26 protein-coding genes are annotated in these 24,325 nt (G+C 37.3%); 4 read left to right on the forward strand and 22 right to left on the reverse strand.

Annotation, left to right across the window (positions count from 1 at the left end; genetic code table 11):
* Nucleotides 1-5: 5 nt before the first annotated feature.
* On the forward strand, nt 6-1,244 hold the full coding sequence (locus tag MM214_RS10750) for a pseudouridine synthase (protein ID WP_241295280.1): 1,239 nt from the start codon (nt 6-8) through the stop codon (nt 1,242-1,244).
* Nucleotides 1,245-1,323: 79 nt separating this feature from the next.
* Here MM214_RS10750 and MM214_RS10755 read toward each other — a convergent pair whose 3' ends face one another.
* From MM214_RS10755 to MM214_RS10765, 3 genes are all read right to left on the reverse strand, one after another.
* Nucleotides 1,324-1,908 (reverse strand): hypothetical protein, encoded by a 585-nt coding sequence (locus MM214_RS10755; RefSeq protein ID WP_241295282.1) that lies wholly within the window; start codon nt 1,906-1,908, stop codon nt 1,324-1,326.
* Between the two features lie 524 nt (nt 1,909-2,432).
* Complete coding sequence (gene serS, locus MM214_RS10760) at nt 2,433-3,704, reverse strand: serine--tRNA ligase (protein WP_241295285.1); 1,272 nt, start codon at nt 3,702-3,704, stop codon at nt 2,433-2,435.
* Between the two features lie 96 nt (nt 3,705-3,800).
* Nucleotides 3,801-4,568, reverse strand: coding sequence for a hypothetical protein (locus MM214_RS10765; protein ID WP_241295288.1), 768 nt, complete (start codon nt 4,566-4,568; stop codon nt 3,801-3,803).
* 75 nt (nt 4,569-4,643) lie between these two features.
* Between MM214_RS10765 and MM214_RS10770 the strand changes: the two genes are divergently transcribed.
* Together MM214_RS10770 and chrA are read left to right on the forward strand one after the other, a co-directional pair.
* Nucleotides 4,644-5,624 carry an isopenicillin N synthase family dioxygenase gene (locus MM214_RS10770; protein ID WP_241295291.1) on the forward strand — a complete coding sequence of 327 codons (981 nt, stop codon included), beginning with the start codon at nt 4,644-4,646 and terminating at the stop codon, nt 5,622-5,624.
* Nucleotide 5,625: 1 nt separating this feature from the next.
* Nucleotides 5,626-6,822: a chromate efflux transporter gene (gene chrA, locus MM214_RS10775; protein WP_241295294.1), complete on the forward strand. Its 1,197-nt coding sequence runs from the start codon at nt 5,626-5,628 to the stop codon at nt 6,820-6,822.
* 24 nt (nt 6,823-6,846) lie between these two features.
* Here chrA and MM214_RS10780 read toward each other — a convergent pair whose 3' ends face one another.
* The 12 genes from MM214_RS10780 to MM214_RS10835 all read right to left on the reverse strand — a co-directional run bounded on the left by MM214_RS10780 (nt 6,847) and on the right by MM214_RS10835 (nt 18,528).
* The gene (locus MM214_RS10780) at nt 6,847-8,019 is read right to left on the reverse strand and encodes an ATP-binding protein (RefSeq protein ID WP_241295297.1); all 1,173 of its coding nucleotides are present in this window, start codon (nt 8,017-8,019) and stop codon (nt 6,847-6,849) included.
* A 138-nt stretch (nt 8,020-8,157) separates the two neighbouring features.
* On the reverse strand, nt 8,158-9,027 hold the full coding sequence (locus MM214_RS10785) for a lysylphosphatidylglycerol synthase transmembrane domain-containing protein (RefSeq protein WP_241295300.1): 870 nt from the start codon (nt 9,025-9,027) through the stop codon (nt 8,158-8,160).
* A complete protein-coding gene (locus tag MM214_RS10790; RefSeq protein WP_241295303.1) occupies nt 9,020-9,961 on the reverse strand; it encodes a glycosyltransferase family 2 protein in 942 nt (313 codons plus the stop codon). The genes MM214_RS10785 and MM214_RS10790 overlap by 8 nt, the downstream gene beginning before the upstream one ends.
* 96 nt (nt 9,962-10,057) lie before the next feature.
* Nucleotides 10,058-11,740, reverse strand: a complete 1,683-nt coding sequence (locus MM214_RS10795) for an ArnT family glycosyltransferase (protein ID WP_241295306.1) — start codon at nt 11,738-11,740, stop codon at nt 10,058-10,060.
* 129 nt (nt 11,741-11,869) lie between these two features.
* A complete protein-coding gene (gene hpf / locus MM214_RS10800) occupies nt 11,870-12,175 on the reverse strand; it encodes a ribosome hibernation-promoting factor, HPF/YfiA family (protein ID WP_241295309.1) in 306 nt (101 codons plus the stop codon).
* A gap of 28 nt (nt 12,176-12,203) precedes the next feature.
* Complete coding sequence (locus MM214_RS10805; RefSeq protein ID WP_241295312.1) at nt 12,204-13,088, reverse strand: tyrosine-type recombinase/integrase; 885 nt, start codon at nt 13,086-13,088, stop codon at nt 12,204-12,206.
* A gap of 424 nt (nt 13,089-13,512) precedes the next feature.
* Entirely contained in the window at nt 13,513-14,154 is a 642-nt protein-coding gene (locus tag MM214_RS10810) for a DUF6624 domain-containing protein (protein ID WP_241295315.1), read from the reverse strand.
* A gap of 156 nt (nt 14,155-14,310) precedes the next feature.
* The gene (gene rpsU / locus MM214_RS10815; RefSeq protein ID WP_241295327.1) at nt 14,311-14,505 is read right to left on the reverse strand and encodes a 30S ribosomal protein S21; all 195 of its coding nucleotides are present in this window, start codon (nt 14,503-14,505) and stop codon (nt 14,311-14,313) included.
* Between the two features lie 192 nt (nt 14,506-14,697).
* Nucleotides 14,698-15,768: a BF3164 family lipoprotein gene (locus MM214_RS10820; protein ID WP_241295330.1), complete on the reverse strand. Its 1,071-nt coding sequence runs from the start codon at nt 15,766-15,768 to the stop codon at nt 14,698-14,700.
* A 266-nt stretch (nt 15,769-16,034) separates the two neighbouring features.
* Nucleotides 16,035-16,277, reverse strand: coding sequence for an ATP synthase F1 subunit epsilon (gene atpC, locus MM214_RS10825; protein WP_241295332.1), 243 nt, complete (start codon nt 16,275-16,277; stop codon nt 16,035-16,037).
* An 81-nt stretch (nt 16,278-16,358) separates the two neighbouring features.
* Nucleotides 16,359-17,861, reverse strand: a complete 1,503-nt coding sequence (gene atpD, locus MM214_RS10830; protein WP_241295553.1) for a F0F1 ATP synthase subunit beta — start codon at nt 17,859-17,861, stop codon at nt 16,359-16,361.
* Between the two features lie 172 nt (nt 17,862-18,033).
* On the reverse strand, nt 18,034-18,528 hold the full coding sequence (locus MM214_RS10835; protein ID WP_241295334.1) for a C40 family peptidase: 495 nt from the start codon (nt 18,526-18,528) through the stop codon (nt 18,034-18,036).
* Between the two features lie 317 nt (nt 18,529-18,845).
* Here MM214_RS10835 and MM214_RS10840 point away from each other — a divergent pair, with 317 nt between their 5' ends.
* Nucleotides 18,846-19,088, forward strand: coding sequence for a hypothetical protein (locus MM214_RS10840; protein WP_241295336.1), 243 nt, complete (start codon nt 18,846-18,848; stop codon nt 19,086-19,088).
* 9 nt (nt 19,089-19,097) lie between these two features.
* Here MM214_RS10840 and coaE read toward each other — a convergent pair whose 3' ends face one another.
* From coaE to MM214_RS10875, 7 genes are all read right to left on the reverse strand, one after another.
* Nucleotides 19,098-19,715, reverse strand: coding sequence for a dephospho-CoA kinase (gene coaE, locus MM214_RS10845; RefSeq protein WP_241295339.1), 618 nt, complete (start codon nt 19,713-19,715; stop codon nt 19,098-19,100).
* The gene (locus tag MM214_RS10850; RefSeq protein WP_241295341.1) at nt 19,708-20,619 is read right to left on the reverse strand and encodes a YbbR-like domain-containing protein; all 912 of its coding nucleotides are present in this window, start codon (nt 20,617-20,619) and stop codon (nt 19,708-19,710) included. Before MM214_RS10850 ends, coaE begins: the two co-directional genes overlap by 8 nt.
* Before the next feature lie 62 nt (nt 20,620-20,681).
* Nucleotides 20,682-20,999: a preprotein translocase subunit YajC gene (gene yajC, locus MM214_RS10855; RefSeq protein WP_241295344.1), complete on the reverse strand. Its 318-nt coding sequence runs from the start codon at nt 20,997-20,999 to the stop codon at nt 20,682-20,684.
* 2 nt (nt 21,000-21,001) lie between these two features.
* The gene (locus MM214_RS10860; RefSeq protein ID WP_241295347.1) at nt 21,002-21,550 is read right to left on the reverse strand and encodes a DUF1573 domain-containing protein; all 549 of its coding nucleotides are present in this window, start codon (nt 21,548-21,550) and stop codon (nt 21,002-21,004) included.
* A gap of 13 nt (nt 21,551-21,563) precedes the next feature.
* Nucleotides 21,564-21,866, reverse strand: a complete 303-nt coding sequence (locus MM214_RS10865; protein ID WP_241295350.1) for a YtxH domain-containing protein — start codon at nt 21,864-21,866, stop codon at nt 21,564-21,566.
* 12 nt (nt 21,867-21,878) lie between these two features.
* Nucleotides 21,879-23,063: a transcription antitermination factor NusB gene (gene nusB, locus MM214_RS10870; protein ID WP_241295354.1), complete on the reverse strand. Its 1,185-nt coding sequence runs from the start codon at nt 23,061-23,063 to the stop codon at nt 21,879-21,881.
* 147 nt (nt 23,064-23,210) lie between these two features.
* The gene (locus MM214_RS10875) at nt 23,211-24,311 is read right to left on the reverse strand and encodes a Glu/Leu/Phe/Val family dehydrogenase (RefSeq protein WP_241295357.1); all 1,101 of its coding nucleotides are present in this window, start codon (nt 24,309-24,311) and stop codon (nt 23,211-23,213) included.
* Nucleotides 24,312-24,325: the final 14 nt, after the last annotated feature.

Consider the following 24,325-nt stretch of genomic DNA (forward strand, 5'->3'; position numbering starts at 1 on the left):
ATGACATGAAAAAAGATAACAATAGAAAGCAGGATTCACAGCGTGGATCTCAAAAGCGACAAGCAGGGAAAGGTGAATATTCGCCAAATCCTAGAAATGAAAGAGGAGGGAGGATAAATAAATCAACCTCTCCGGAAAGAGGAACTGACCAAGAGAACAGGTGGTCTACACGTAAAGAGAATAGCAAGAAATCAGAAAGCTCTTCTGAAAAAAGAGGATTTAGCCTGGAGGGGCATCCAAAGAAAAAGTATACCCCAAAAACAGATTCTGGTAAATTCAATCCAAAAGGAAAGCAAGACACATCCTCAAGAGGGAGACGCGAAGATCAACCCAAGGATGGCGAGTTCAAGACGGTGTATAAAGGTAGAGGCAAGGATGAAAGACCTGTTTTTGAGACCATAAAAAAAACAGACAAATCATCTCAAGGATCCAAAAAGAAGTTTATCAAGGTCTTACCTGCTGAGCTTCCCAAAGAACCAAGGCCAGAGTATAACTTTGATACATTAGAGAAGAAGCTGAACAAATCCAAAAAGGATGAATCTATCAGATTGAACAAATATATCTCCAATGCAGGTATTTGCTCACGAAGAGAAGCGGATAATTTGATTCAAAACGGGGAAATTAGAGTTAATGGTGAGATAGTAACTGAGCTAGGCTATAAAGTAGCTATAGGAGATTCAGTTACCTACAAAAGCAAAAGAATCAATCCTGAAAAACCAGTATATGTCTTGTTGAATAAGCCTAAGGATTTCATCACTACTACAGATGATCCCATGGAGCGGAAAACAGTAATGCAATTGGTCTCTAATGCCTGCAAGGAAAGGATATTTCCAGTAGGAAGGTTGGATAGAAATACGACAGGTTTGCTTTTATTTACTAATGATGGCGATCTAGCCGCCAAGCTCTCTCATCCATCAAATCAAATCAAAAAGATCTATCAAGTAACTTTGGATAAGCCGCTTACAAAAGGAGATGAAGAGGTTATTATGGAAGGCTTTGATTTAGAGGATGGTCCTGTCAAAGTGAACGATATGCAAGTGCTGTCAAAAGACAGAACGATATTAGGGTTGGAAATCCACATTGGTAGAAACAGAATTGTACGAAGAATCTTTGCACATTTTGGCTATGAAGTGATTGCACTTGATAGGGTGATGTATGCGGGATTGGATAAAAAAGATCTCACAAGAGGTCATTACAGATTTCTCACAGAAAAAGAAGTAATCAACCTCAAATATTTCAAATAATAGAAAAGGCTTCCTAGAAATAGGAAGCCTCTTTTTTGAGTTGTTTGAATTTTCACCTTTTGGTGATATTTTGATATTATTATTTTGCTGCAATCAGTTTGGAAAAACCATTTTCTGATTGGATATAGAATTCTACATTTGACTTGTTTCGGAAATGATCATTGCTGAATACATAAGTTTTCTTGAAACCTTTTGTATTGTGAAGTTTTTCAGAGTGAACCAAAACATTGTTTTCATAAATCATAACCGACATGTCCGTAGGAAGCAATGAGTTTACAAGTAGCTTGTACTTATTTCCTTCTTCCACATCTAGTTTAGAATAGACAACTGGTTCAGCATTTTTTTCTTCAAGTTCTAAATCCAAATGATCAATTTCTCCATTGGTGTTGTAGATTCCAACTTGGTATTTTCCTGGAGCAAGTTTTGAGAAGTCATAAGCTTTTGAAAATGCTTTCTTTGCTTTGATTCTGTCCATGTGTACAAGCGAACGCTTGCTGTCGTAAATTTTCACCAATAATGGTCCTTCTGGAGTAGATCCATAGATCAATTGTACCTTACTGTCTTCTAGTTGCTTTAACTTGACAGTAGCTTCTGTTCCTTTTTTCTCTGCATGTGCTGCAAATGTCAAACATAATGCAAGAGTGAGCGCTGTGAATAATCTCATAGTAGTGTTGTTTAATAATGTTTTAAGATTTACTATTTTGATTAACCTCATGATTCAGCGGGAGCTGAATGTCTTACGATGAGGCCAGCTATTTTGGGATAACAATACAAACTTAATGGGTTGATTTAATAATTACAAATAATTCAATAAAAATATTTAAAAATTACGAAATCAATCAGTTTAATCGTTAATAGTTGCCAAATCCATAATTATCTAAAATTTGCTCGGAAACGTTTTCATAGATTGCTACATTTTTTTAATTCAGGTAAATGTGAAATTAAATTTGGCAAAATTCCTGAAAATGATTTTCAGTGCTAAATGAATCTTTGAAATGAGATTTTTTGCAAATTTTCGTTTGAATTTGGAATCATTATCCTAATCTATCAGGATGGGGCAGGAAGTAGTCTAAGTTATAAATAAAAATGCCTAGAAGAATTTAATCTTCTAGGCATCTAAATAATTCATTCATTACAAAATTGAGGGTAATTTAGGTTAATAAAGGACAAGCCTGTTTCATTTGAAACTTAGATTTTATCGAATCCTAAATAAGGGACTAGAGCCTTTGGCATATTGATACCCTCAGAAGTCTGATTGTTTTCCAAAATGGCGGCAACTATTCTTGGTAAAGCTAAAGCTGATCCATTTAAAGTGTGAGCTAGACTTGTTTTCTTATCCTCTCCTTTATAGCGTAGCTTAAGGCGATTTGCTTGATATGTTTCAAAGTTACTTACAGAGCTCACTTCAAGCCATCTTTCCTGAGCCGCAGAGTATACTTCCATGTCATAGGTGAGTGCAGATGTGAATCCCATGTCTCCACCACAGAGTTTTAATACCCTATATGGGAGCTCTAGCTTTTGCAAAAGTTTCTGAACATAAATGCTCATGTCCTCTAATGCCTCATAAGACTTGTCTGGATGGGAAATTTGTACGATTTCTACTTTATCAAATTGATGAAGTCTATTCAGTCCTCTCACATGTGCACCCCAGCTACCAGCTTCTCTTCTAAAGCATGGTGTGTGACCAGCGTTTTTGATTGGAAAATCTTCCTCCTGCAAAATGACATCTCTATAAAGATTGGTGATGGGTACCTCTGCTGTCGGGATCAAAAACAACTTGTCTGCCGTGGCTTCATACATTTGACCCTCTTTGTCTGGTAACTGCCCCGTCCCGTACCCTGAATCTTCATTGACTAGGATTGGTGGCTGTACCTCCGAATATCCATTTTTGACGGCTTCATCTAAGAAGAAGTTTATCAAGGCACGTTGAAGTCTCGCACCTTTTCCTTTGTAGACTGGGAAGCCAGCTCCCGCTATTTTTACTCCAAGATCAAAATCAATGATGTCATATTTTTTGATTAATTCCCAATGAGGAAGTTTGTCATCGCCTAAGTTTGGAATATTGCCATGCTCAAGCATCACGATATTGTCATCAGCTGATTTTCCTGCAGGTACAGATTCATGCGGAATGTTTGGAATAGTGTAGAGCAAATCCTTGAGTTCCTCTTCTATCTGATTATAAGCTTCTTCAAGAACCTTTACTTGTGCTTTGATTTCACCAGTTCTTGCTTTAGCTTTTTCAGCCTCTTCTTTTTTACCTGATTTCATTAGCATTCCTATTTCTTTAGAAATGCTATTTGACTCTGCTTGGAGGTTATCTCTTTCAGTTTGGGCTTCTTTTCTTTTATTGTCAAGTGCTAATACTTGCTTTAATGTTTCTTCAGCTTGAGGGAAATTTCTCTTTTGAAGGCCAGTCATTGCGTCTTCAAACTTCTCTCTAATAGTATTTACCAGTAACATATGAATGCTTCTAAAATTCCTGATTATATATAGTGCGCAAAGATAAGGATGTTATTGAAATACCTTATAGTATATAGGGTATAGAAAATCTATTGATTATTGTATCATCACTCGTTTTCTAACGGAAGAAAAAGGTCCGTCCAATTCTTGACCATCTTTTTTTACCAATTTCACACTGATAGCATGTTCACCTTTTGGTAGATCTGAAATGCGAACAGGCGTGACTTCATTCACATCATATTGAAAGCCGTCTATAGAAATGATTACTTTGAGCTTGTCTTGTTTCAAATCCCCACCTAAAAGCAAGAAATCAATAGTAACCTCATCTCCTAAATTGTAGGTTTGACCATCATTTGGGAGGTTGATGGCGATATAAGGTTCTGAAGAAAATGGAAAGGGTCTTGTGTCGCCTACTCTAAAATCCCTGTCTACATAATTGCCAAACTCCTTCAAAGCAAGTCCTTCTTCATCAACAAGATATGCAATAGCACGATATGTGCCTTCATTAAGTTCTCTTTGGAATATGGGCATGTTATAGCCTACTGGATCGCTAGAGTTCAGTATTAATTTTAGTTGAAAGTTATTAAGTCCATCTCCGAAGGGATAATTTTTTATGTTGAACTCGAAAGGGACTTTTCCAGGTTTGAAGACTTGATTGCCTAGAGGGCTGAACATTTCCAAAATTGCATCTGGGTAATCATTTTTTTCTTCATAGAAATAAAAACTGATCTCTGGAGAGTCCGTTTCTACTGAATCGGTTTGTGATTTTGGAATTTTTACTTCTTCTTTCTTTTCTCTTTTGGTCTCGCAAGAAAAGGTGAAAATGATGCTGAAAAGGAGTGTTATGATGGTCGTGTATCTCATAGGTTTATGCTTGTAGTTTAAAGGTATTTAATTTTAGCTTAAAAAGCTGTACCTTTCAGGGTAAATTATACCCTTATGACTGAGATTTTATATGATGAAATTCCATCGTTGGATTTAGCGGATTTTACTTCCGGCGATGCAGAGAAGAAAGCGGCGTTTGTAGAGAAGTTAGGCCAGGCTTATAACAACATTGGTTTTGTAGCTATCAAGAACCACGGATTGAGCCAGGAATTACAAGAAAAACTTTATGATATCATCAGGAAGTTTTTTGCACTTTCGGATGAAGTGAAGGTAAAATATGAAAAACCAGAGATTGGATACCAAAGAGGGTATACTGGAAAAGGTAAAGAGCATGCCAAAGGCAGGAATACCGGAGACTTGAAAGAGTTTTACCATGTGGGGCAGGAATTGTCTTCTATACCAGACTCGGACCCTATCAAAGCAGAATACCCTGCCAATGTTTGGCCTCAGGAATTGCCTGAATTTGAAGAGATTGCACTTGAGACTTATAGGACGTTGGAGGCAGCTGGGAAGAATATGCTTAGAGCGATAGCTATTTATTTGGGGCTGAATGAGGATTATTTTGAGGATAAAGTTGCATATGGTAACTCTATACTTCGTCAGATACATTATTTTCCAATCGAAAATCCAGATCAGGTACCTGCTGATGCCGTTCGTGCTGCTGAGCATGGCGATATCAACTTGATTACATTACTTATGGGCGCTAGTGCAGATGGCTTGCAAGTGCTTAGAAGAGATGGGAAATGGATTCCTATTACCGCACTTCCTGATCAATTGGTGGTCAATGTAGGTGATATGCTTGAGCGATTGACCAATAAGAGATTAAAATCTACTATCCATAGGGTAGTCAATCCTCCTCGTGAGCTGATGAATACCAGTAGGTTTTCTATACCATTCTTTATGCATCCTAGATCAGAGATGGACTTGACTTGCTTGGATAGCTGTGTAGATGAAGAAAATCCAAAGCAATTCAAAGATGCGACCGCAGGTGAGTTTTTGGATGAGCGTTTGAGAGAGTTAGGTTTGAAAAAATAAGGTGGCAGTCAGAAAAGTAAGATATTATCTTTATCTCAAGGATGTAATTTTACTTTCTGTGACGGCATTTGGAGGTCCGCAAGCATTTCTCGCCATGGTATTAGAACTCATGGTGAGAAAGCGGGCCTACATCACTGAATCGGAATTGTGGGAGCTGAATGCACTTTGTCAAGTTCTTCCTGGCCCTACCTCTACACAAACTATTTCGGCAATAGGCTATCGCATTGGAGGGCCAGCTTTAGCTTATTTATCGCTTATAGTTTGGATATTACCTGCGACCATTTTGATGATTGGAGCAGCTTTTTTGATTGATTTTTTACAAGAAAGTACGCCTGGTGCACTTAGTTTTGCGAAATTCATCCAGCCCATGGCAATAGGATTTATTATCTATGCTGCCCAAAAGACGATCTTTAAGATGGTCAAAACGGCCGAAGCTACAGTCCTGATGATGTTGGCTGCTTTTATTTCATTTTTCTATCACTCTCCTTACGTTTTTCCGATTCTGTTATTTGTGGGTGGGTTAGTGACTTCGTTGAATTATAAGAATCATCCAAGAGAGAAAGGGGATAAGAAGCTTAGAATTTCCTGGTCCAATTTTTATTTATGGGCAGGTATTTTGGTTTTTGCAGCTTTATTGGGTGCTTTGACTAAGAATCAATCGGTTCTGTTGTTTGAGAATTTTTATAGGAATGGAAGTTTGATTTTTGGTGGTGGGCAAGTTCTTGTACCTTATTTGTATACTGAATTTGTGGAGTTTAAGCGTTTTTTGAGTTCTCAGGAGTTTTTGACAGGATATGCAATATCTCAAGGAATGCCTGGGCCCACGTTTAGTATTAGTTCTTATGTAGGTGCACTTTCTATGCGTGAATATGGTGTAGTAGGCTTGCTTACAGGTGGATTTATAGCGGCTGCTGGAATTTTTCTTCCGGGGACATTTTTGATATTCTTTGTGATCAAGTTTTGGGATCAGCTGAAAAAATACCGTCCTGTGAGGGCAGCACTAGAAGGAGTCAATGCAGTAAGTTGTGGTATGTTGATAGCAGCGGCTTATTTGTTGTTTGAGCCACTAGATGCTAATTTATTTAATGTTTTGGCGATTTTTGGGACCTACTTGATGCTGAATTATACCAAGCTTTCTTCTCCTGTCATTATCATTATCGGAGTTCTTGCAGGGATAGGGTATAACTTGATTTTCTAAGGAAATCAATGAGCTTTGTTTAGTTTAAAGCTCATTGATGATATTGAGTATGCCTTGTAAAGATACGGCCAATGTCTCTCCTCCTATGGGATATGTTTCTGATCCTCCATATACAAAATACTTGTCTGTTGCCATGATGTCTTCACAGGAGATCGAGAATCCCTTAGAAATCTTTGGACTGAGGGTTTTCTTGATTTCTATTGCGATTACTTTGGTCTTGTATGTAATTACCAAGTCTATTTCTGCTCCCGAAAATGTCCTATAATACCAGTATTCGGCACCTTTGGGTAGCTCGGAGAGTATGTTTTCGATGATAAATCCTTCCCAACTCATTCCCAATATTGGATGGCTAAGGAGATCGTCCATGTCACCGATATGGAGAAGGGCGTGAACAAGTCCTGAATCTCTAATGTAGATTTTGGGACTTTTTACGAGTCGCTTGCCTACATTTCTGTGCCATGGCCTGATGCTTCTGATCAATAGTAAATCCTCCAATAACTCAATGTAGCTTTTGATAGTGGGGGAACTTAAGTCCATGCTAGCGCCAAGTTGACTCATGTTGATTTGACACCCTTGCTGATGGGCTAGCATAGTCCACAAGCGTCTTAGTCTATTGGCAGGAATAAATTGTGCGATTTGCGGAATGTCCCTCTCTAAATATGTGCTAATGAAGTTGTTTCTCCATCTTAAGCTGGCAGGGTTAGATCTTGCTAGAAAGCTGTCCGGAAACCCTCCTCGTAGCCATAGCTTTTCTAAGGCGTTTTCTTCTCCACTCACTTCGGTAAGATTGAATCCAAAGAGTTCTTCGTATGCAATTCGACCTGCTAGTGACTCAGAGGATTGTTTGATTAGTTCCAGTGAAGCAGAGCCCAATATAAGGAACTGTCCATGTCTATATCCAGCTTTTCTTCTTTTGTCAATGACTCCGCGGAGGATAGGGTAGAGTTCAGGGACTTGCTGGATTTGGTCTAGGATGATCAGTTTTCCCAGATGAAGGTCGAAATATTGCTCTGGTTCCACAAGCTTGGTTCGGTCACTTGGGCTTTCCAGGTCTAAATAGATGGCTTCTTTGTCTAGCTTGATGGCAATCTCTTGAGCGAGCGTAGTTTTTCCTACCTGTCTTGGTCCTAAGATGGATACGGCAGGGAAGTCTTGAAGTAATTCTTCTAATTCGCTAGCTATTCTTCTAAATTTCATCCTTTCAAAATTAAATATTATTTTTAAAAAATCAATGATTAGTAAGTTAATTAACATTGAATATTTAAAACACAATTTTAAATTTTCAATGTTAAAATGTTTTAAAAAGCCTTTCTATTGCTTCTAAATAAAGATTTTTTAATTTTCTTCTGTTTCAATATTTGTTTTTATAAATGATCCAGAAAGAGAAGTGATTGCAGAGATCAAAAAGAACATTAAACTGAATGCAACGGCTGTATTTTTATCTATTCCAATGTACTCGTGACTATAGATGAAGACGAGTTCACGAGCCCCTACGCCTCCAATGGTTAGGGGAAGTACTGCTACGATGGAAGAGAGTAAAAAGACGAATTGATAGGCCAGGATTTTTTCATTTACCCCTAAAGCAAGTAAAATAAAGTAAGCAGATATCATTTGAGCTACTTGTCCTAATATGGAGTAGGTGTTTGCTGGTACGAAGGACTTGATGAATTTGGCAAATAAAAGTTTGTTAGATAGGTAGAAAATTGGATACAATCCAAGAATAGAAGCTGTCGCTACCCAGTCTGGGGGAAATGGAGATAGTATGCTGAGATCTATTTCAATGAAAAAGTATAAGCCAATCAATAAAAAGAGTATACCTACTAATCCACCTAACCGGTCTAGTAAGGAGGCTTGTATCAAGTGTTTAATTGGAGTTTGGAAATGTTTGTTCAGTAAGTATACTTTGTAACCATCTCCACCAATACCTCCTGGTAAAAATAGGTTATAAAACATGCCTATAGCGTATAGTTTGAAGTTTTCAAGCTCATTGATATGGATGTCTATGTTTCTAAAAAATAAGTTTAGCCTCAAGGCAGTTAGAATTTTACTCAGTACAAAAAATATGACTGCAATCAATATCCAAGCTATGTTCATGGACTTGAACAGTGATATCAATTGATTAGTGTCAATTTTTCTAAAGACCAAAAAAACAGCTAACCCGGTTAGGGTTAGCTTTAAAATAAGCTTGAGCGTTTTTTTATTCACCCTGATACACGGATTTGATTTTGTAAGTCTTCTTGTCTTGAGACTCGAAATATGTTCTGATAATGATCTCTGCAATGATTCCTGTAGTGATCAACTGAATACCCCCAAGAAGGAAAATAAAACCAAGAAGTAGGATAGGTCTGCCCCAGATATCTCCTCCCATGAGTTTTTCTATCAATAAATAGAAGTTGATTAATACACCGATCAGGAATGAGAACAATCCTAATGTTCCGAAGATATGTATGGGTCTCTGGAAGTACTTCTGGAAAAAAAGCATTAAGATCAAATCAGCCATCACTTTGAATGTTCTGCTTAATCCATATTTGGATGTGCCATGAATTCTAGGGTGGTGCTTGACATCTACCTCAGTCATGGTAGCACCTTCTTGTTTGGCAAGGACAGGGATGAACCTGTGAAGCTCACCATACAGCCCCATATTCTGTGCAATATGTGCTTTGTAGACTCTGAGACTACAGCCGTAATCATTCAAGTATACTTTAGTACTATGTCTTATGATATAGTTAGCTATTTTGCTAGGGAATTTTCTCAGAACAAAGCCATCTTTTCGGTTTGCTCTTCTACCAGCTACTACATCCCAATCTTCATCTATTGCTTTTTGAAGCATTCCAGGGATGTCTGATGGGTCGTTCTGTAGATCTCCATCCATAGTAGCTATGTATTCTCCTTGAGCCAGATCAATTCCTGCGGCAAGTGCAGTGGTCTGACCGTAGTTTTTATTGAATATGATGAGCTTGGTCCTGTTGTTTGCGTACTTTTTAACTTCAGTCACTGTGCCGTCGGTAGCACCATCTTCGATGAGGATCACCTCATAATTGATGTGCTGAAGTGCTTCATAAGTTGCATCCAGCAATGGTTTTATGTTTTCCTCTTCGTTGTAGACAGTGATGACTACGGAGATCAATGGTCTGGTCATGTACTTTATGTTTCGTCAAAATTACGGTTTTATCTTTTTTGAGACAAACTAAAAAACTGCTACGGACTTAGCTATTTAAGTAATCAGGGTGTTATTTTATTTATAGATTTTTACAATATACCTATTATCAGTAGCATTTTCTCTCGTTTTAGGGTTTATAAATTCTCCCTTGAGTCTTGATACGTGGAAATTTTCGGATTTTGCCACTATTTCATTGTTCCACTTATCTGGCTGTACTAGTTCATCTAATTTGGAATCTATGGTATACAAATAAAGTACTTTGTTTTCGCTAAGTTTTTGTTCTAATTCACCCTCATTAATATGCTCGTGCAAGTAGGCTGAATAAAAATCAAATGCAAAACTATGCACGCCATAGAAGTATATGTCTTCATTTGTAATCTGTGCTTCATTAGCCGTTTCTGCCAAGTTGTCTCCAGCTTGGTATTGGAGTACTTTTGGATAGAAATTGCCCTGCATCAGTACGTTGATAAATGCTCCCAGTATAACAAGGCTAAATAAAAAGCGGGTTTCTTGATTACTCACATTTTTGATCAACCAAATGCTAAGTACCCCAATTAATGTCACCAGTATTCCAAATAGAATCGACATTGGGAAGAAATATATGTTAAGGATAAGAACCAATACAGCTACCAAGAGAATCAGTCCCAGATTTACTCGCTTCCATACATTACTTAACCTAATGCTTTCAAGAAAATCAGCAGTCATCAAAGCCATGAAAGGAATCAAAGTGATGATATAATGAGGTAGCTTGAAGTTTGACATGGAGTATATGGTGATCAATAGAGTGATCCCAGCCCATATTGACCAGATGAGGCCTTTTTCTCTCGAACCTACTCTTTTCATCACGTATATAAATGCAGTGAAGAATAAAATAGACCATGGAATAAGGCTCCACAGTGAAGTATGTAAGAAAAATAATGGGTCTTGACCACCGTCTGAGCCAAACTCGCCACCTCCAAATCGTTCAAAGTTTTGTCCCCAAAGGATGAAGTATACTCCTGAGTTTCCAGTAGTGCCTCGTATTTCTAGCTCTGGATGTAAATCAAACTGTGTATAGTAACCATAAAGTGATGGCGAAATGAATATGAAAAATACGGGTATGATCAACCAAAGCTTGTAAGATGCGAGGATTTTCCAATCTTTTTTCTCCAAAATATAAAAAAAGAATATAATTGTAGGTACTGCAGGGCCTATCATCCCTTTGGTCATAAATGCCAATGCCAATCCTAGTGCGGTGAGGGTCAGATATCTCCACGACTTTGATTCTTGAAACTTTACCATTTGCCAAAACGCAAAGATCATAAATGATGCTAACATGCCATCCATTCTTACATCGCTATTGGCTAAAGTGAAAGCAAATGATGAAGCTAGAAGTAGCGCTGCTGTTTCTCCTACTTTTTTATTGTAAAGCTGTGATCCAAGTTTGTAAGTAGCGTAGGTTCCCAGGATTGAAGTGAGGAGTGTGGGTAGCTTGTATGCGAAGGTGTTTACACCGAATAATTTAAATGAAATGGCTGCTGTCCAAAAAAGTAAATGAGGCTTGTCCATATATGGTTTGCCTATATCATACAGAGACCAAAAATCACCTGTAAGATACATTCTCAAGGCAATATTGGCATGATGTGCAGGGTCTGTTTCGAACAATGGGACAAATGATCCGAAGATATAGGCCAAAATAATCAAACATACAGTGAAATACTTGATGGCTTGATTTTCTTCCTGTTTTGGATTTTTTGTTTTATTGAAAAAGGTTTCCATTCACTTTAATTTTGATGCAAAGTTATCAATTATTCTGACAGCAATCTTTCAATGAACACATTCTCCAAGGCATGGGGCAAAAAAAAGACCCTCCAGCAAGAGGGTCTGATTGATTTGTTGTGGTTGAGGTTATTGGTGAGCTAATACTACCTTTTCTTTGAATTTTTTGATCTGTCGTCTGAGTGCCTCTATAGCTTCATCAGCTGCAGCTTCGAAGGAGTCGCTTTGGTGTTTTGCAAAAAGTTGCTTTCCAGGTACATTCAATTTGATCTCTATGATTTTATTTTCATTCTTCTCGTTTTTATCTAATCTCATAAAAACTTCACCGTCGATAATTCGATCATAGAAGGTGTCTAACTTGTCAGCTTTTCTTTGGATGAAATCTGTAAGTTTACGATCAGCATCGAAATGGATGGAATGCATTTGAAGTTTCATAATGGTATTTGTTTTAGTTAAACTTATATTAAGCTTTAGGATGTGCTTGTTCAAACACAGCCTTGAGTTTTTCCATGGAATTGTGCGTATACACTTGTGTAGCTGCTAGGCTAGCGTGCCCTAGTAAGTCTTTGACCGCATTCAAGTCAGCACCCTTGTTGAGTAGATGAGTAGCAAACGTGTGTCTCAACAAGTGTGGACTTCGTTTGGAAGTCTGAGCAAAAAGATCCAAATAGTGTCTTACGATTCGGTATATCTTCATAGGGTAGGCGGGGCTTCTATCTTTTCTAACGATAAAGTAGTCACTCTCGTCTACAAATGAAAATGTTTCTTCAAATACTTTTTTATACGAAATAATATTTTTTATAATAACCTTTGTTAGGGGGATTATTCTTTGTTTTTTGCGCTTACCCAATACCTTAACTGTTCCTTCTGAGAGGTCAAGATCCTTCCATTGAATGGCTAGTAGTTCGCTAAGTCTGACACCTGTGAGGTAGAGAAACTCCATCACCATTTTATCTCTCTGTCCTTCAAAGTCAGTAGTGTATACTTCGGCTTCGAGAATTTTTTCGATAGACTCCTCTTGGACAAATTCTGGGAGTCTTTTGCCTGTTTTGAGTGCTTTGACTTTGTAGGTTGGATCTTTGGTGATTTCACCTGATCTAAGCAAAAACTTGTAAAAAGATCTCAGCGTAGCAATTTTTCGATTGATTGAGCTGGGGTTTAGCCCTTGTTCTACGAGATCGATAATCCATGCTCGGATCTCAGGATGCTCGGAGAAGCTTATATCTTCCCTATCAAATGATAGATTGCAAAACTCCTGAAATTGCTCCAAGTCTTTTTCGTAAGCCAAAATGGTGTGCTTACTGGCTCTTTTTTCGAATGCTATATAATTGATAAAAGAAGCGATCATTTGCAAAGAATCTGGTTTATGAAGTTAATCATTTTTGATGGAAAATTATAGAAATATTATGGAGATATCTTAAATATGTGAGTTGTATTGTTTCTAAATGGAATTATAAATTCCTAGGATACTTAAGTGTAGACGCAATCTACGCTTAGGTGCTGAGTCTATTATTGAGGAGAGCCCCACCTGTCTAGGTGTAGTTTGCAACTACACCTAGGGTATCTTAAATACATTGGTTCTAATATTTTTAAAGGAATTGAAAATTCTAAGGATATTGAAGCGTAGATTCAATCTACGCTTAGACGAGGTATGTATATAATCTATGCTTAGACGAGGTGGGTATACAATCTACGCTTAGACGAGGTGGGGATGCATCTATGCTTAGACGAAGTGGTAAAGCAATCTACGCTTAGTCGAAGTGGATATAAATTTAAAATTTTTGTTCTTTAATGAGTGGTTCTTCTGGATTGTATATTGCATTCATGGATGCTGCACTTTCTTCAACTGTATTCGTAAACCCTACTTCTTTTCTCCTGACGTTGATTGACTCGGCGTTTTCAACTGGCCATATTACCCAAGAGCCATCATTACGCAATTCGCTACTTGCTTGTGTGCCAAAAATCTGCTTTTTTCCTTGATACATCAACATTCTGTCCTGCATCATAGCAGCATGAATTTTACTTGCTTCATTCTCATTGGCCAATGCTTGCAATTGAGGATAATATTTTTCTATTTCATTCAAATCAGCATGTTGTATTACTAAAAAAATTGATCGAGACCCTTTTTCACCTATTTCACTTTTTTTTGGCCAGCCATATTTATCAAGTTTGGCTATTACCCAAGCTTGATTTGATGAATCTATTTTGTCCATCTCTGTAAAAATGTCACTAGGAAGCGGACTGTTTGATTGCATCGCTTCATTTATTTGCTTTCTAACGCCTTGGTCAAGTTCCATTATAGAGTCTAGGGAAACTGAATATGCACTATAATCAGGCTTTTCTGAATTTTCATTTGATTTTTGGGAGCATGAAGTAATAGCAAATGTTATGGAAATAATGATGAAAATTTTCATATCTAATTTTTAAGCTTTTACTAATTTAGGGTATAACGCCTTGGACTACTAAGTAAAAAGCCTAAGAAATGTTAAAGGCATAAAAAAAGCGCATCCACTTTCGGTAGATGCGCCAATTGAGTGTATCTCAAAAAGATAGCAAACAATAAAATGATATTATTTTGCTTCTTCAGTTTGGAGTCTTTGCTTATAAGCAGCTTTGATTCTCTGCTCTCTGTTTTTTACAGAAGGTTTTACAAAGTGTTGTCTCGCTCTAAGTTCTCTTACAGCTCCAGTTCTATCAAACTTCTTTTTGAAACGCTTAAGCGCTTTCTCGATAGATTCGTTTTCTTTTACGTTGACTATGATCATATGTTTACACCTCCTTTCAGGGTTGCAAAGGTAAGGAGAATATTTTGGTTTTAAAACAATTGCGTGTTTATTTCAAGAAATAGCTTTTTCTTTTTGGTGTTTGTTGATGATAATTACATAGTTTTTATTGTTGAAGATGATTTTTCTATTTACTAAAATCATAGTAAAAGCTTGCTTTGCTAGATTAGATCATCAATACCTGAACTCAATAATATCTTCATCCTCACTTGATGATAATCCATAGATTACTTTATTTTTTTCATCGACAGTAAAGTATTTGATTGGGATATCAAGTTCGAAATGCCTGGTGACTTTCCCTGTATAATCAAATAGGAATATTACATGGCATGGAGACATTCCAGTGGTTTGGATTTTCTTGACTTTCTCCCCACTGTATAGCATGAAGATTTGGTGTTCTCCAAGGAAAAAGTCCTGATAGGTTCTGACTGCCTCAGGGTCATTCATGTGGTAGTATGAGTAGTCTTCAGATTGTTGTATGATTTCATAGCTTGGGTTTTCGAAATATGGCCCTTCTACGACGAGTATTTCTTTACTGGAGTAGTCTAGTATTTCAAAGTGATCCCTATCCATAGAAAAGAAACCGAATTTTGTTTTGCTTCTATTGGAGGTGAAATGATTTGCAAAAGCTTGTCTAGTTACATTCAAGGGATTATCATCTGGTAACATTCCTTTCCAACTTCCATACCCTGCCAATACTTTTCCACTTTTGCTGTATTCTACAAATTTTTCTTCTCCTGATACCCTAAGTGCCAGAAGGGTGCTATCGGTTAGCCAAGTGATTTCAGTTGCTGCGTAGAACTCTGGATTACGCTGCTTAAGTTGGTTTTGAGAGAGCTTTTGTGTACTGTCACTTAGGCTGAATTCAGAGAATACTTTTTCAAAGCTGTATGCCCAAAAATTGCCTGGCGTAAAACTATAGTCTAGCGTCCATGTATATGCTACCTCGCCTGGCCCACTACCTTCTATGCCTAGACCATAGAGCCACTTCTTTTCTTTGGTGCCTATGATGTGGAGTGGGGGATCCATAGCTTTATCAGAGACGACAATGTACCCATCTACGAAAAATGGTTTTCTCGTCATTTGAAAATTTGTGATTCCGAATGGTTCTCCTTTCAATATGGTTTTCTGTGGGAGATCACTTTCGGTTATCCTTACCCAATGCTCACCAGGTCTATTTTGATTGTCTGATTTTTGGGTGCATTGGAAGAGTATTAAGATCAGAATGAATAAGTATCTTATCACGTTTTTATTGAAAGTATGTTGAATTTTTTCTATTAAAGATTGATATGTTAACCCCAACACTTAGTATTTGGGTTAAGACTAGTGATTTTTATAATTTATTTTTCAGGTATAAAAAGTTATACTTAGGTTATTGGTATTTGAAAGATAATCAGATCTTAAAAAAACAACTAAATACTTGGAAGTTATTTAAAAGTCTTTGGATTAAGCATGCAAAAAGCCCAACGATAGTTGGGCTTTTTGGTTATTGAAATAAATTTTTTGTAATATTAAACTACTTTTTCTGCAAGCAAAACGATTTTGTTGTCTTTTATTTCTACAACACCACCATCTACAATTAGGCTCTGCTTGCCTTCATTGGTCGTAAAGGATACAGTCCCTTTCGCCAATGCAGAGACTAGCGGTGCGTGATTTTTCAATACCTGAAATGCACCATTTGCTCCTGGAAAGCTTGCTTCTGAAACTTCTCCTTGAAACACTTTTTTGTCTGGTGTTACGATCTCTAGTTGCATTTTTTCTTATTATAAGGTTATTGAGTTAATGATGACCAGCTTTATTATAGATAAACTGATCACCACTAACTAGTAACTATTTTACTTTACCTCTGCAAGCATTTTCTCTCCTTTGGCAATGGCATCTTCGATGCTACCTACCAAGTTGAATGCTGCTTCTGGCAAATGATCTAATTCACCATCCATGATCATGTTGAAACCTTTGATAGTTTCTTTGATATCTACTAGGACGCCTTTGAGGCCAGTGAACTGCTCAGCTACGTGGAATGGCTGAGATAAGAATCTCTGTACCCTTCTAGCTCTGTGTACGACTAGCTTATCTTCTTCAGAAAGCTCCTCCATACCCAAAATGGCAATGATATCTTGTAGTTCTTTGTATCTCTGTAGGATCTCTTTTACTCTCTGCGCACAGTTGTAGTGGTCATCACCTAGGATCTCTGGAGATAGAATTCTTGAAGTAGAATCCAATGGATCCACAGCAGGGTAGATACCTAGCTCAGAGATTTTTCTTGAAAGTACTGTAGTAGCATCCAAGTGAGCAAATGTCGTCGCTGGAGCAGGGTCAGTCAAATCATCCGCTGGTACATATACTGCCTGTACAGAAGTAATGGAGCCATTCTTAGTAGAGGTGATTCGCTCTTGCATGGTACCCATTTCAGTTGCCAAAGTAGGTTGGTAACCTACCGCAGATGGCATACGACCAAGAAGTGCCGATACCTCAGATCCTGCTTGAGTAAATCTGAAGATGTTGTCAATAAAGAATAGGATGTCTTTTCCTGCTCCATCACCTTCACCATCTCTGTAATATTCTGCCAAAGTCAAACCAGTCAAGGCCACTCTTGCACGCGCCCCAGGAGGCTCATTCATCTGACCAAACACGAAGGTTGCTTTAGATTCTTCTAGTTTTTTCAAGTCTACTTTTGAAAGATCCCATCCACCTTCATTTTCCAAAGTATGTACGAAGTCATCTCCATAAGTTACAATACCTGATTCGATCATTTCTCTAAGAAGGTCATTACCTTCACGAGTTCTCTCACCAACACCAGCAAATACAGATAGACCTGAATATGCCTTGGCGATGTTGTTGATCAATTCCTGAATCAATACTGTCTTACCAACACCAGCACCACCAAAAAGACCAATCTTACCACCTTTTGCGTATGGCTCGATCAAGTCAATAACTTTGATCCCTGTGAAAAGTACTTCTGTCGCAGTAGAAAGATCTTCGAATTTCGGAGCTGATCTGTGAATAGGGAGTCTCTTTCCTGCTGGTACCTGTGGAAGACCATCGATTGCCTCTCCAACTACGTTGAATAGACGACCTTTGATGCCTTCTCCAGTTGGAACAGAGATCGGTGCACCCAGATCGGTGGCTACCATGCCTCTTACCATTCCTTCTGAGGAATCCATTGCAATAGTTCTTACTCTGTCCTCACCCAAGTGCTGCTGAACTTCCAAGATTACTTTTTGACCGTTTTCTTTGGTTATTTCTAGTGCGTCAAGGATATTAGGTAATTTGCCTCCTTCGAAAGAGATATCCACTACTGGACCAATTACCTGTGTTATTTTACCAAGATTTGCCATTTTTATGTATTGATGTAAAAAGGGAATTACGCTTTTTTCAATTTGCATGCAAAATTAATTATAAAAGCTTAATACCAAAGGATGTTCGGAAATTAAATCATGAATAATTGTCAATTTTCATAAACTTATTGCTTACACGTAATATACAATGTGTTCTTTTGGGTGATAACTGTCAAAAAACTCTTCTACCAAATAGATATGCTTTGTTCCAATAATTATGGCTTAGCTTGTCCTCTGTCACCCCTAACGACGTGGAAGAATGAATAAACCAAACTTGCCCTTTGCTGATTTCTGTGACTATTCCAGCATGGGAGACCTGTCTTTTATTTTTTCCAGTTGCAAAAAAGACCACATCACCTTTTTCCAATTTTCTCTCAGGAACTTTCTTTCCTATTTTGCTTTGTTCACTTGAAGTGCGTGGCATAGTAACTCCTACACTTGCGAATGAATGAAAGATTAGCGCAGAGCAATCAATCCCTGACCTTGTTGTTCCACCATAGCGATAAGGTGTACCACGATAAGATTTTGCAGTTTCGACTACTTGATTTATATTTTTTCTTCTGACTTTTTTGGAGGAAGAGCAGGAGCTAAATTGAATGACGGAAACCAAGAGAAAAAAAGTATAAACTATTTTGGAGTTGGCAAATTTTCTTTTCTTAATGCTCATACTTCTTTTTAAAGTGGTTTACTAGCTTAGATTTACTTCTTTTTATCCTATTGCTCATCTGGGTTGTAAATGATTTTCAATTATACATAGCTTCAATATGGATTCAAAGTGTTTTTTAATTTATGCTATTTTACAGTTTTTGGTTTGCAGAGAGTGGTGTGTTACTTTGAGAATTAGTTGATATAGTTTATATCTATTGATTAACGTGGTATTTTTGTATTAATTTTGTTCTACTTTGATTTAAAAATCAACAACCAATGATCTGACAATGGCCTGTTTTTAGCTATATTGCATCATATTTGCTTTATAAATCACCTATGAGTAGAGAGGATTTCAAAAAATTGCCCATTTCAAAAAAGATTCAAAAGCTCTATATGGAAGGAACTTTTGTTGTGGCGATTAGGTACTACTCGCACAAGGTAAATTTGTATCTTTTAGGCGATGATTATGTTGAAGTTTTTTATAATCACAAGCATGACAGAATTGATAAAATAGAATATTTGAATCGTCAGCATACCCGAATGAAATTCTACCTAGATCAGATCAGTTTTGATTTATAGCTAAATCAATCAATTGTGGTCTTTAGTATATTTTAGAAGTTTTTGATGAATATCAAGTACTTGAGGAATGAGCAATTTGTTGTCTGTATTTTTGATGCTAAAATCACTCTTAGAAATTTTTTCTTCATCAGGTAATTGTTTGTCAATGATAGCATGTAGTTGTGCTTCGCTTCTATGAGGGTCTCTCATCAATACCCTATTTACTCTCACAAGCAAAGGTGAGCTTACAGTTATGATTTTATCTAAATCCTTGTTAGAACCTGACTCGAAGAGCAGGGCAGCTTCTTTTAGGACATAAGGGGCGTTTTGTGAAGCTACCCAGGTTTCGAAATTCAACTTCACCGCTGGATGTACTAGGCTATTGACCAACTCGGTCTTCGTGTCATTACTAAAAATCTCATCTGCAAGAAATGCTCTATTTAAACTTCCATCTGGCAAATAAGCTTGATTTCCAAAGGAATTTTTGATGTCTTCTATAAGTGTGGGATCATTTGCCATAAGCCACTTCGCTCTATCATCAGCATAGTATACAGGAATGCCCAATATCTCAAATATTTTTGCGACAGTGGACTTTCCAGAACCTATACCTCCAGTAATACCAATTAGAAGTGGCGCTGTATTACTCATACTTAAGTCTAAAAATGGATGGTTCAAACCTAATGTTCTCTAATATTGACGTTCTTGGACTGAGTGTGATTGATATCGTACTATCTTCTTTATCTCTATTGCTATAATTCAATATCGCTTCAAACTCCATTTGCTTCAGCTGTTCGATTTTCGGTTCTTCGATCAGATAATACATCATGACATTATTGGGCTCTTGAACCAAAGTTACGTTTTCGGGGAAGTTTATTTTGTTGATTTTGAGCCTTTTATTTCCTTCTAAGAGCTGCACGATATTGAATTTCACTTGAACGCTTTCTTCTTCCATGCTTAAGAATTCTTCCCATTCACTAGGGATTGTGATTGGAATAAACTTATCGATGCTCTTGTTGATTTTGTCTTCACCAAGTTTTATATGTAATGATCCTTCAAGCTTGTCTAAAATAGAAGTGGGCCCCTTTACAGTAACTGTGGCAGGCTGAATTTCTATTTCTCCTTGTATCCTATGATTTTTGGCTATTACATTACCTGTAGTATCCGCTTCTACTTTGACTTTTCTGGTGACGATTTTGTCAATGTTAAATTTAATAGAATCAGTAACCATAGAAACCAAAGTAGTTGGACTTATATTTTCTGCCAAACTTCTTCTGATTTCAGATGCCAAGATATGATTTTTATTTGCAGGGTTGTTGATTTCTATTACGAAAGGACTTTCATTAACATTAAAGTATTTTCTAAGTAAGTCCCAACCATTTCCATTGATCTCAATTTTAACTTTTGACGGTAGTTTTTCTACCGCCATAAATTCCTCTTTGTCAAAAATTATTTCGATAGGGTAATCTACGACAGTATTGTAATTGTCTTTATTGAGAGCGTTTAAAAACCAGAAAGTGGAAGCGGCTAAAAAACATAGCGCAACCACTTTCATATTTGCAGCCGTTCGGGGGCTTGCTGATTTAAAGAATTTTTTTAGCCTAGTCAAAGTGTTGATTATTTTGTTCCACTGGCTCTTTTGGTAAATTCTAGTGAGACAGCAGATTTCTCTATTTTGATTTTGAAGCCTTTATCAAGCTCTAAGGTAATCGTATCACCTTCTACGGCATAAATCTTGCCATGAATTCCACCTATGGTTACGATATTGTCTCCTTTTTTGACCTCTTCAAGGAAATTTTTAGTTTCTTTTTGTTTTTTTTGCTGTGGTCTGATCATGAAAAAATACATGATCAAAATAATGGATCCGAATAGGAATACTTGACCTAAGATTCCTCCTCCTGCACCTTCTGCTTGAAGTAATATGAAATTAAGCATGTCTATTGTTTAACTGGCCCTAAAGCTCCTTGGTTATTTGATGAATTTTTTGGTGTTACATTTCCTTTAAGTCTAAGCCTATTGACGTTTGGATTGGTATTAGCCTGTATGGAGACCGTAGGGGCTTGAGTTCCTGGCTTACCAGCAGAGTTGAAAACAACTTTTACAAAACCCGAATCACCTGGCTTTACTGGTGTTTTGGTGTACTCTGGCGTTGTGCATCCACATGAAGCTGTCACATTAGAAATTACTAATGGTACTTCACCATCATTGACAAAATTGAAAACGTGCTCTACAATTTTACCTTCAGCGATGGTGCCAAATTCAAACTCTTCTGAAGAGAAATTAAATTTTGCCATCGCACTATCATCTATGCTGTTTACCGTTTGCACATTTGAAGGCTGTGGAGCAGCTGCGTTGGAAGAACTAGCCTCCATTTGAGCTATTTTTTGCTCTAATTCAGAGATTTTTTCAGATTGGTCATTGTTGCTACAGGAGTTCAATGCGATAATTCCAGCGAGTAGCAAAGCAGACATGCTTAACTTTTTCATGATTAATTTAACTTTAATTAGCCTCTTGATTGATTTGGTCAATAAGTTTATTGACATCATTTAATAAATTTTCGGCTTTATTCTTTGCTTCAGAGATTACTTTATTTCCTTCTGATTTAGCTTCATTGAGAGGTAAATTTTTACCTTCGCGAAGATCCTTGATGATATCCTCAAGCTCTTCCCTGTACTTTGAAAGCTGGAAGGTTAGTTTATCTCTAGTGTTTTTTCCTGAATCTGGGGCAAACAAAACTCCCAAAGCTGCGCCAATTCCGGCACCGGCTAAAAATGTGATCCATGAAGTGCTATTTTTGCTCATTTTAAAGATGTTTTATTTGTTATCTAATAGTCCTCGTCCACTTTTCTTGATTTCTCCTTTGTCTATGAGTTCTTTTGAGATTACATCAAGTAGTCCGTTTACAAATTGTTTACTCTTTGGAGTACTATAGTTTTTGGAGATATCGATATACTCATTAATAGAAACCTTCACGGGGATACTTGGGAAGAATTTCATCTCAGTCAAAGCCATTGATATGATGATCTTATCCGTAAATGCTATCCTATCAATATCCCAGTTTTGCGTCTTTTTGGCGATTAGGCTCTTATTGATTTCTTCATTTTCGATTGTGAAGTTAAAGATATTTTGGAAGAATTCCTTATCGTCTTCCCAGTTCATCGCCAAGTCTGGTAGAAGTTCATCCTCTAAAGAACCTTGTTCAAATACATTTTTGATGAATTTGGATGCTAGGCTTCTTACTACTTGTTTATTTTCAGACCAATTCATGTCCTTCTCTGAGAAGAAGTTTAGAATGACCTCATTTTTGAAGATTATTTTCTTCAAGATGGTTTCTAAAATATTGAAATCATCTTCCTCTTTTGGGTCGTTGATTTTAATATACTCCTGATAGCTTTCAGATGGTTTTATGTAATCTCTAAACCATTCTTTGATCTCAAGCTCAATATCGTCTAAGTGTGCATCGTGCCTAACTAGGGCAGTTTCAAATGCAGGACTGCTTTTAATCTTGTTTAAAATAACGTTCCTACTCAGGTTTAGTTCTCTAGCAGAAGTAGAAATTTGATCATTATTGATCTTTCTTTTTCTTTCTGCTTCTTTGGCTACATGGTTGCCAAACTCAATAAGCATCTGAATGGCATTCAGGTAAAGTTGTGGTATACGCTCTGCGGAGATGATCATGTTTTTGAGTAGAAAATCATAATCTTTTTCGTTAGCTTTATGGAAAGCATTGATCGCTTTGATCGCTTCTGATTTGATTTTCGTGCTTACATCTTGCTGAGAAATAAGCGACTTGTTGTTCAGGTTGTCACTAAAAAGCTGGATTGTCGTAGCGGCATCAGCTTTCAATTGTGCCTTGTCTTGAACTTCCATGCTGTTCAAGTCTGGAAGAAAAGACTCTCTTATGGAATCTTTGGCTATATTGAAATTTGACGATTTGCACTGCTCGTAAGCATATAGGCTTTGAAATGCCTTTACCCTAAGAATTCTTCTGTTTAACATACCTGATTTTAAAGAACGTAAATATAGTGTTTTCACTTGAGTAAATGAAGACAGCCAAGTGAATCTGTCATTTTTGAACAATTGACCACTAGAAACCAAATTTTGAGAATTAGGTTTCTAGTGGTCAATTTAAGTTGAGATTATTTATTAATATGGAAGTTTAACCTTTCCTATGGCTTCGATCCTGCTCCAAGCCATTTCAATAGCAGCTTGCTGAGATGGGATATTTTCAATAGCTGACTTGTCAAGAATTGAAGTAGTGATGTCGTAAATTTTCTCTGCTTGTCTGTATGTAGCCTCTCTATTATAACCACCTACAAATTCAGCACAAACATTCATTAATCCGCCCGAATTTATCAAGAAATCTGGTGCATATATTATTCCTTTTTCTAAAAGAATCTTCCCATGCTTTTCTTCATCTTTCAGTTGATTATTTGCACCTCCAGCCACTACTTTGCATTTCAGCTTGTCAATAGTGTCATCGTTGATAGTAGCTCCTAGCGCACATGGAGAATAGATGTCCATATCGAAATCATAGACCATATCTGGAGTGATTACTGAAGCACCTGTCTGCCTAGCCACTTCAGCAAGTTTATCTTCAAAGATATCTGTCACGAAAACATCAGCTTTTTCTTTTACCAATCTTTCTACTAAATATTTACCGACTTGCCCTACACCTTGTACGACAATTCTCTTGCCTTCTAATGAATCACTGCCGTAAGCCTTTTTGGCAGCGGCTTTCATTCCAAGGTAAGTTCCGTAAGCTGTCACAGGAGAAGGGTCACCACCACCACCTCTGACTTCTGGTAGTCCTGTGACATATTTAGTTTCCATGGCGATGTACTCCATGTCACTAGTCTTCATGTTGACATCTTCTGCTGTGATGTATCTACCACCCAAAGAATCAACAAATCTCCCAAATCTTCTTAAGAAAGCTTCATTTTTAAGTTTTGGATCACCAATGATAACGGCTTTGCCACCTCCAAGATTCAGACCAGCTATTGATGCCTTGAAAGTCATTCCTCTGGAAAGCCTTAGTACATCCGTGATTGCTTCTTCTTCGGAATTATAGTGCCACATCCTGGTGCCTCCTAATGCGGGACCAAGCACCGTATTGTGTATTCCTATGATTGCTTTGAGTCCAGTTGGCTCATCATAACAGATGACCAATTGCTCGTGTCCTAAAGATGTGATCTGTCCATAGACTGATCCTTCTTTTACTTTTTCCCCAGTATTAATTTCTAGCATTTGAACTTGGAATT

It is taken from the genome of Belliella kenyensis, assembly GCF_022549675.1.
GTDB lineage: Bacteria > Bacteroidota > Bacteroidia > Cytophagales > Cyclobacteriaceae > Belliella > Belliella kenyensis.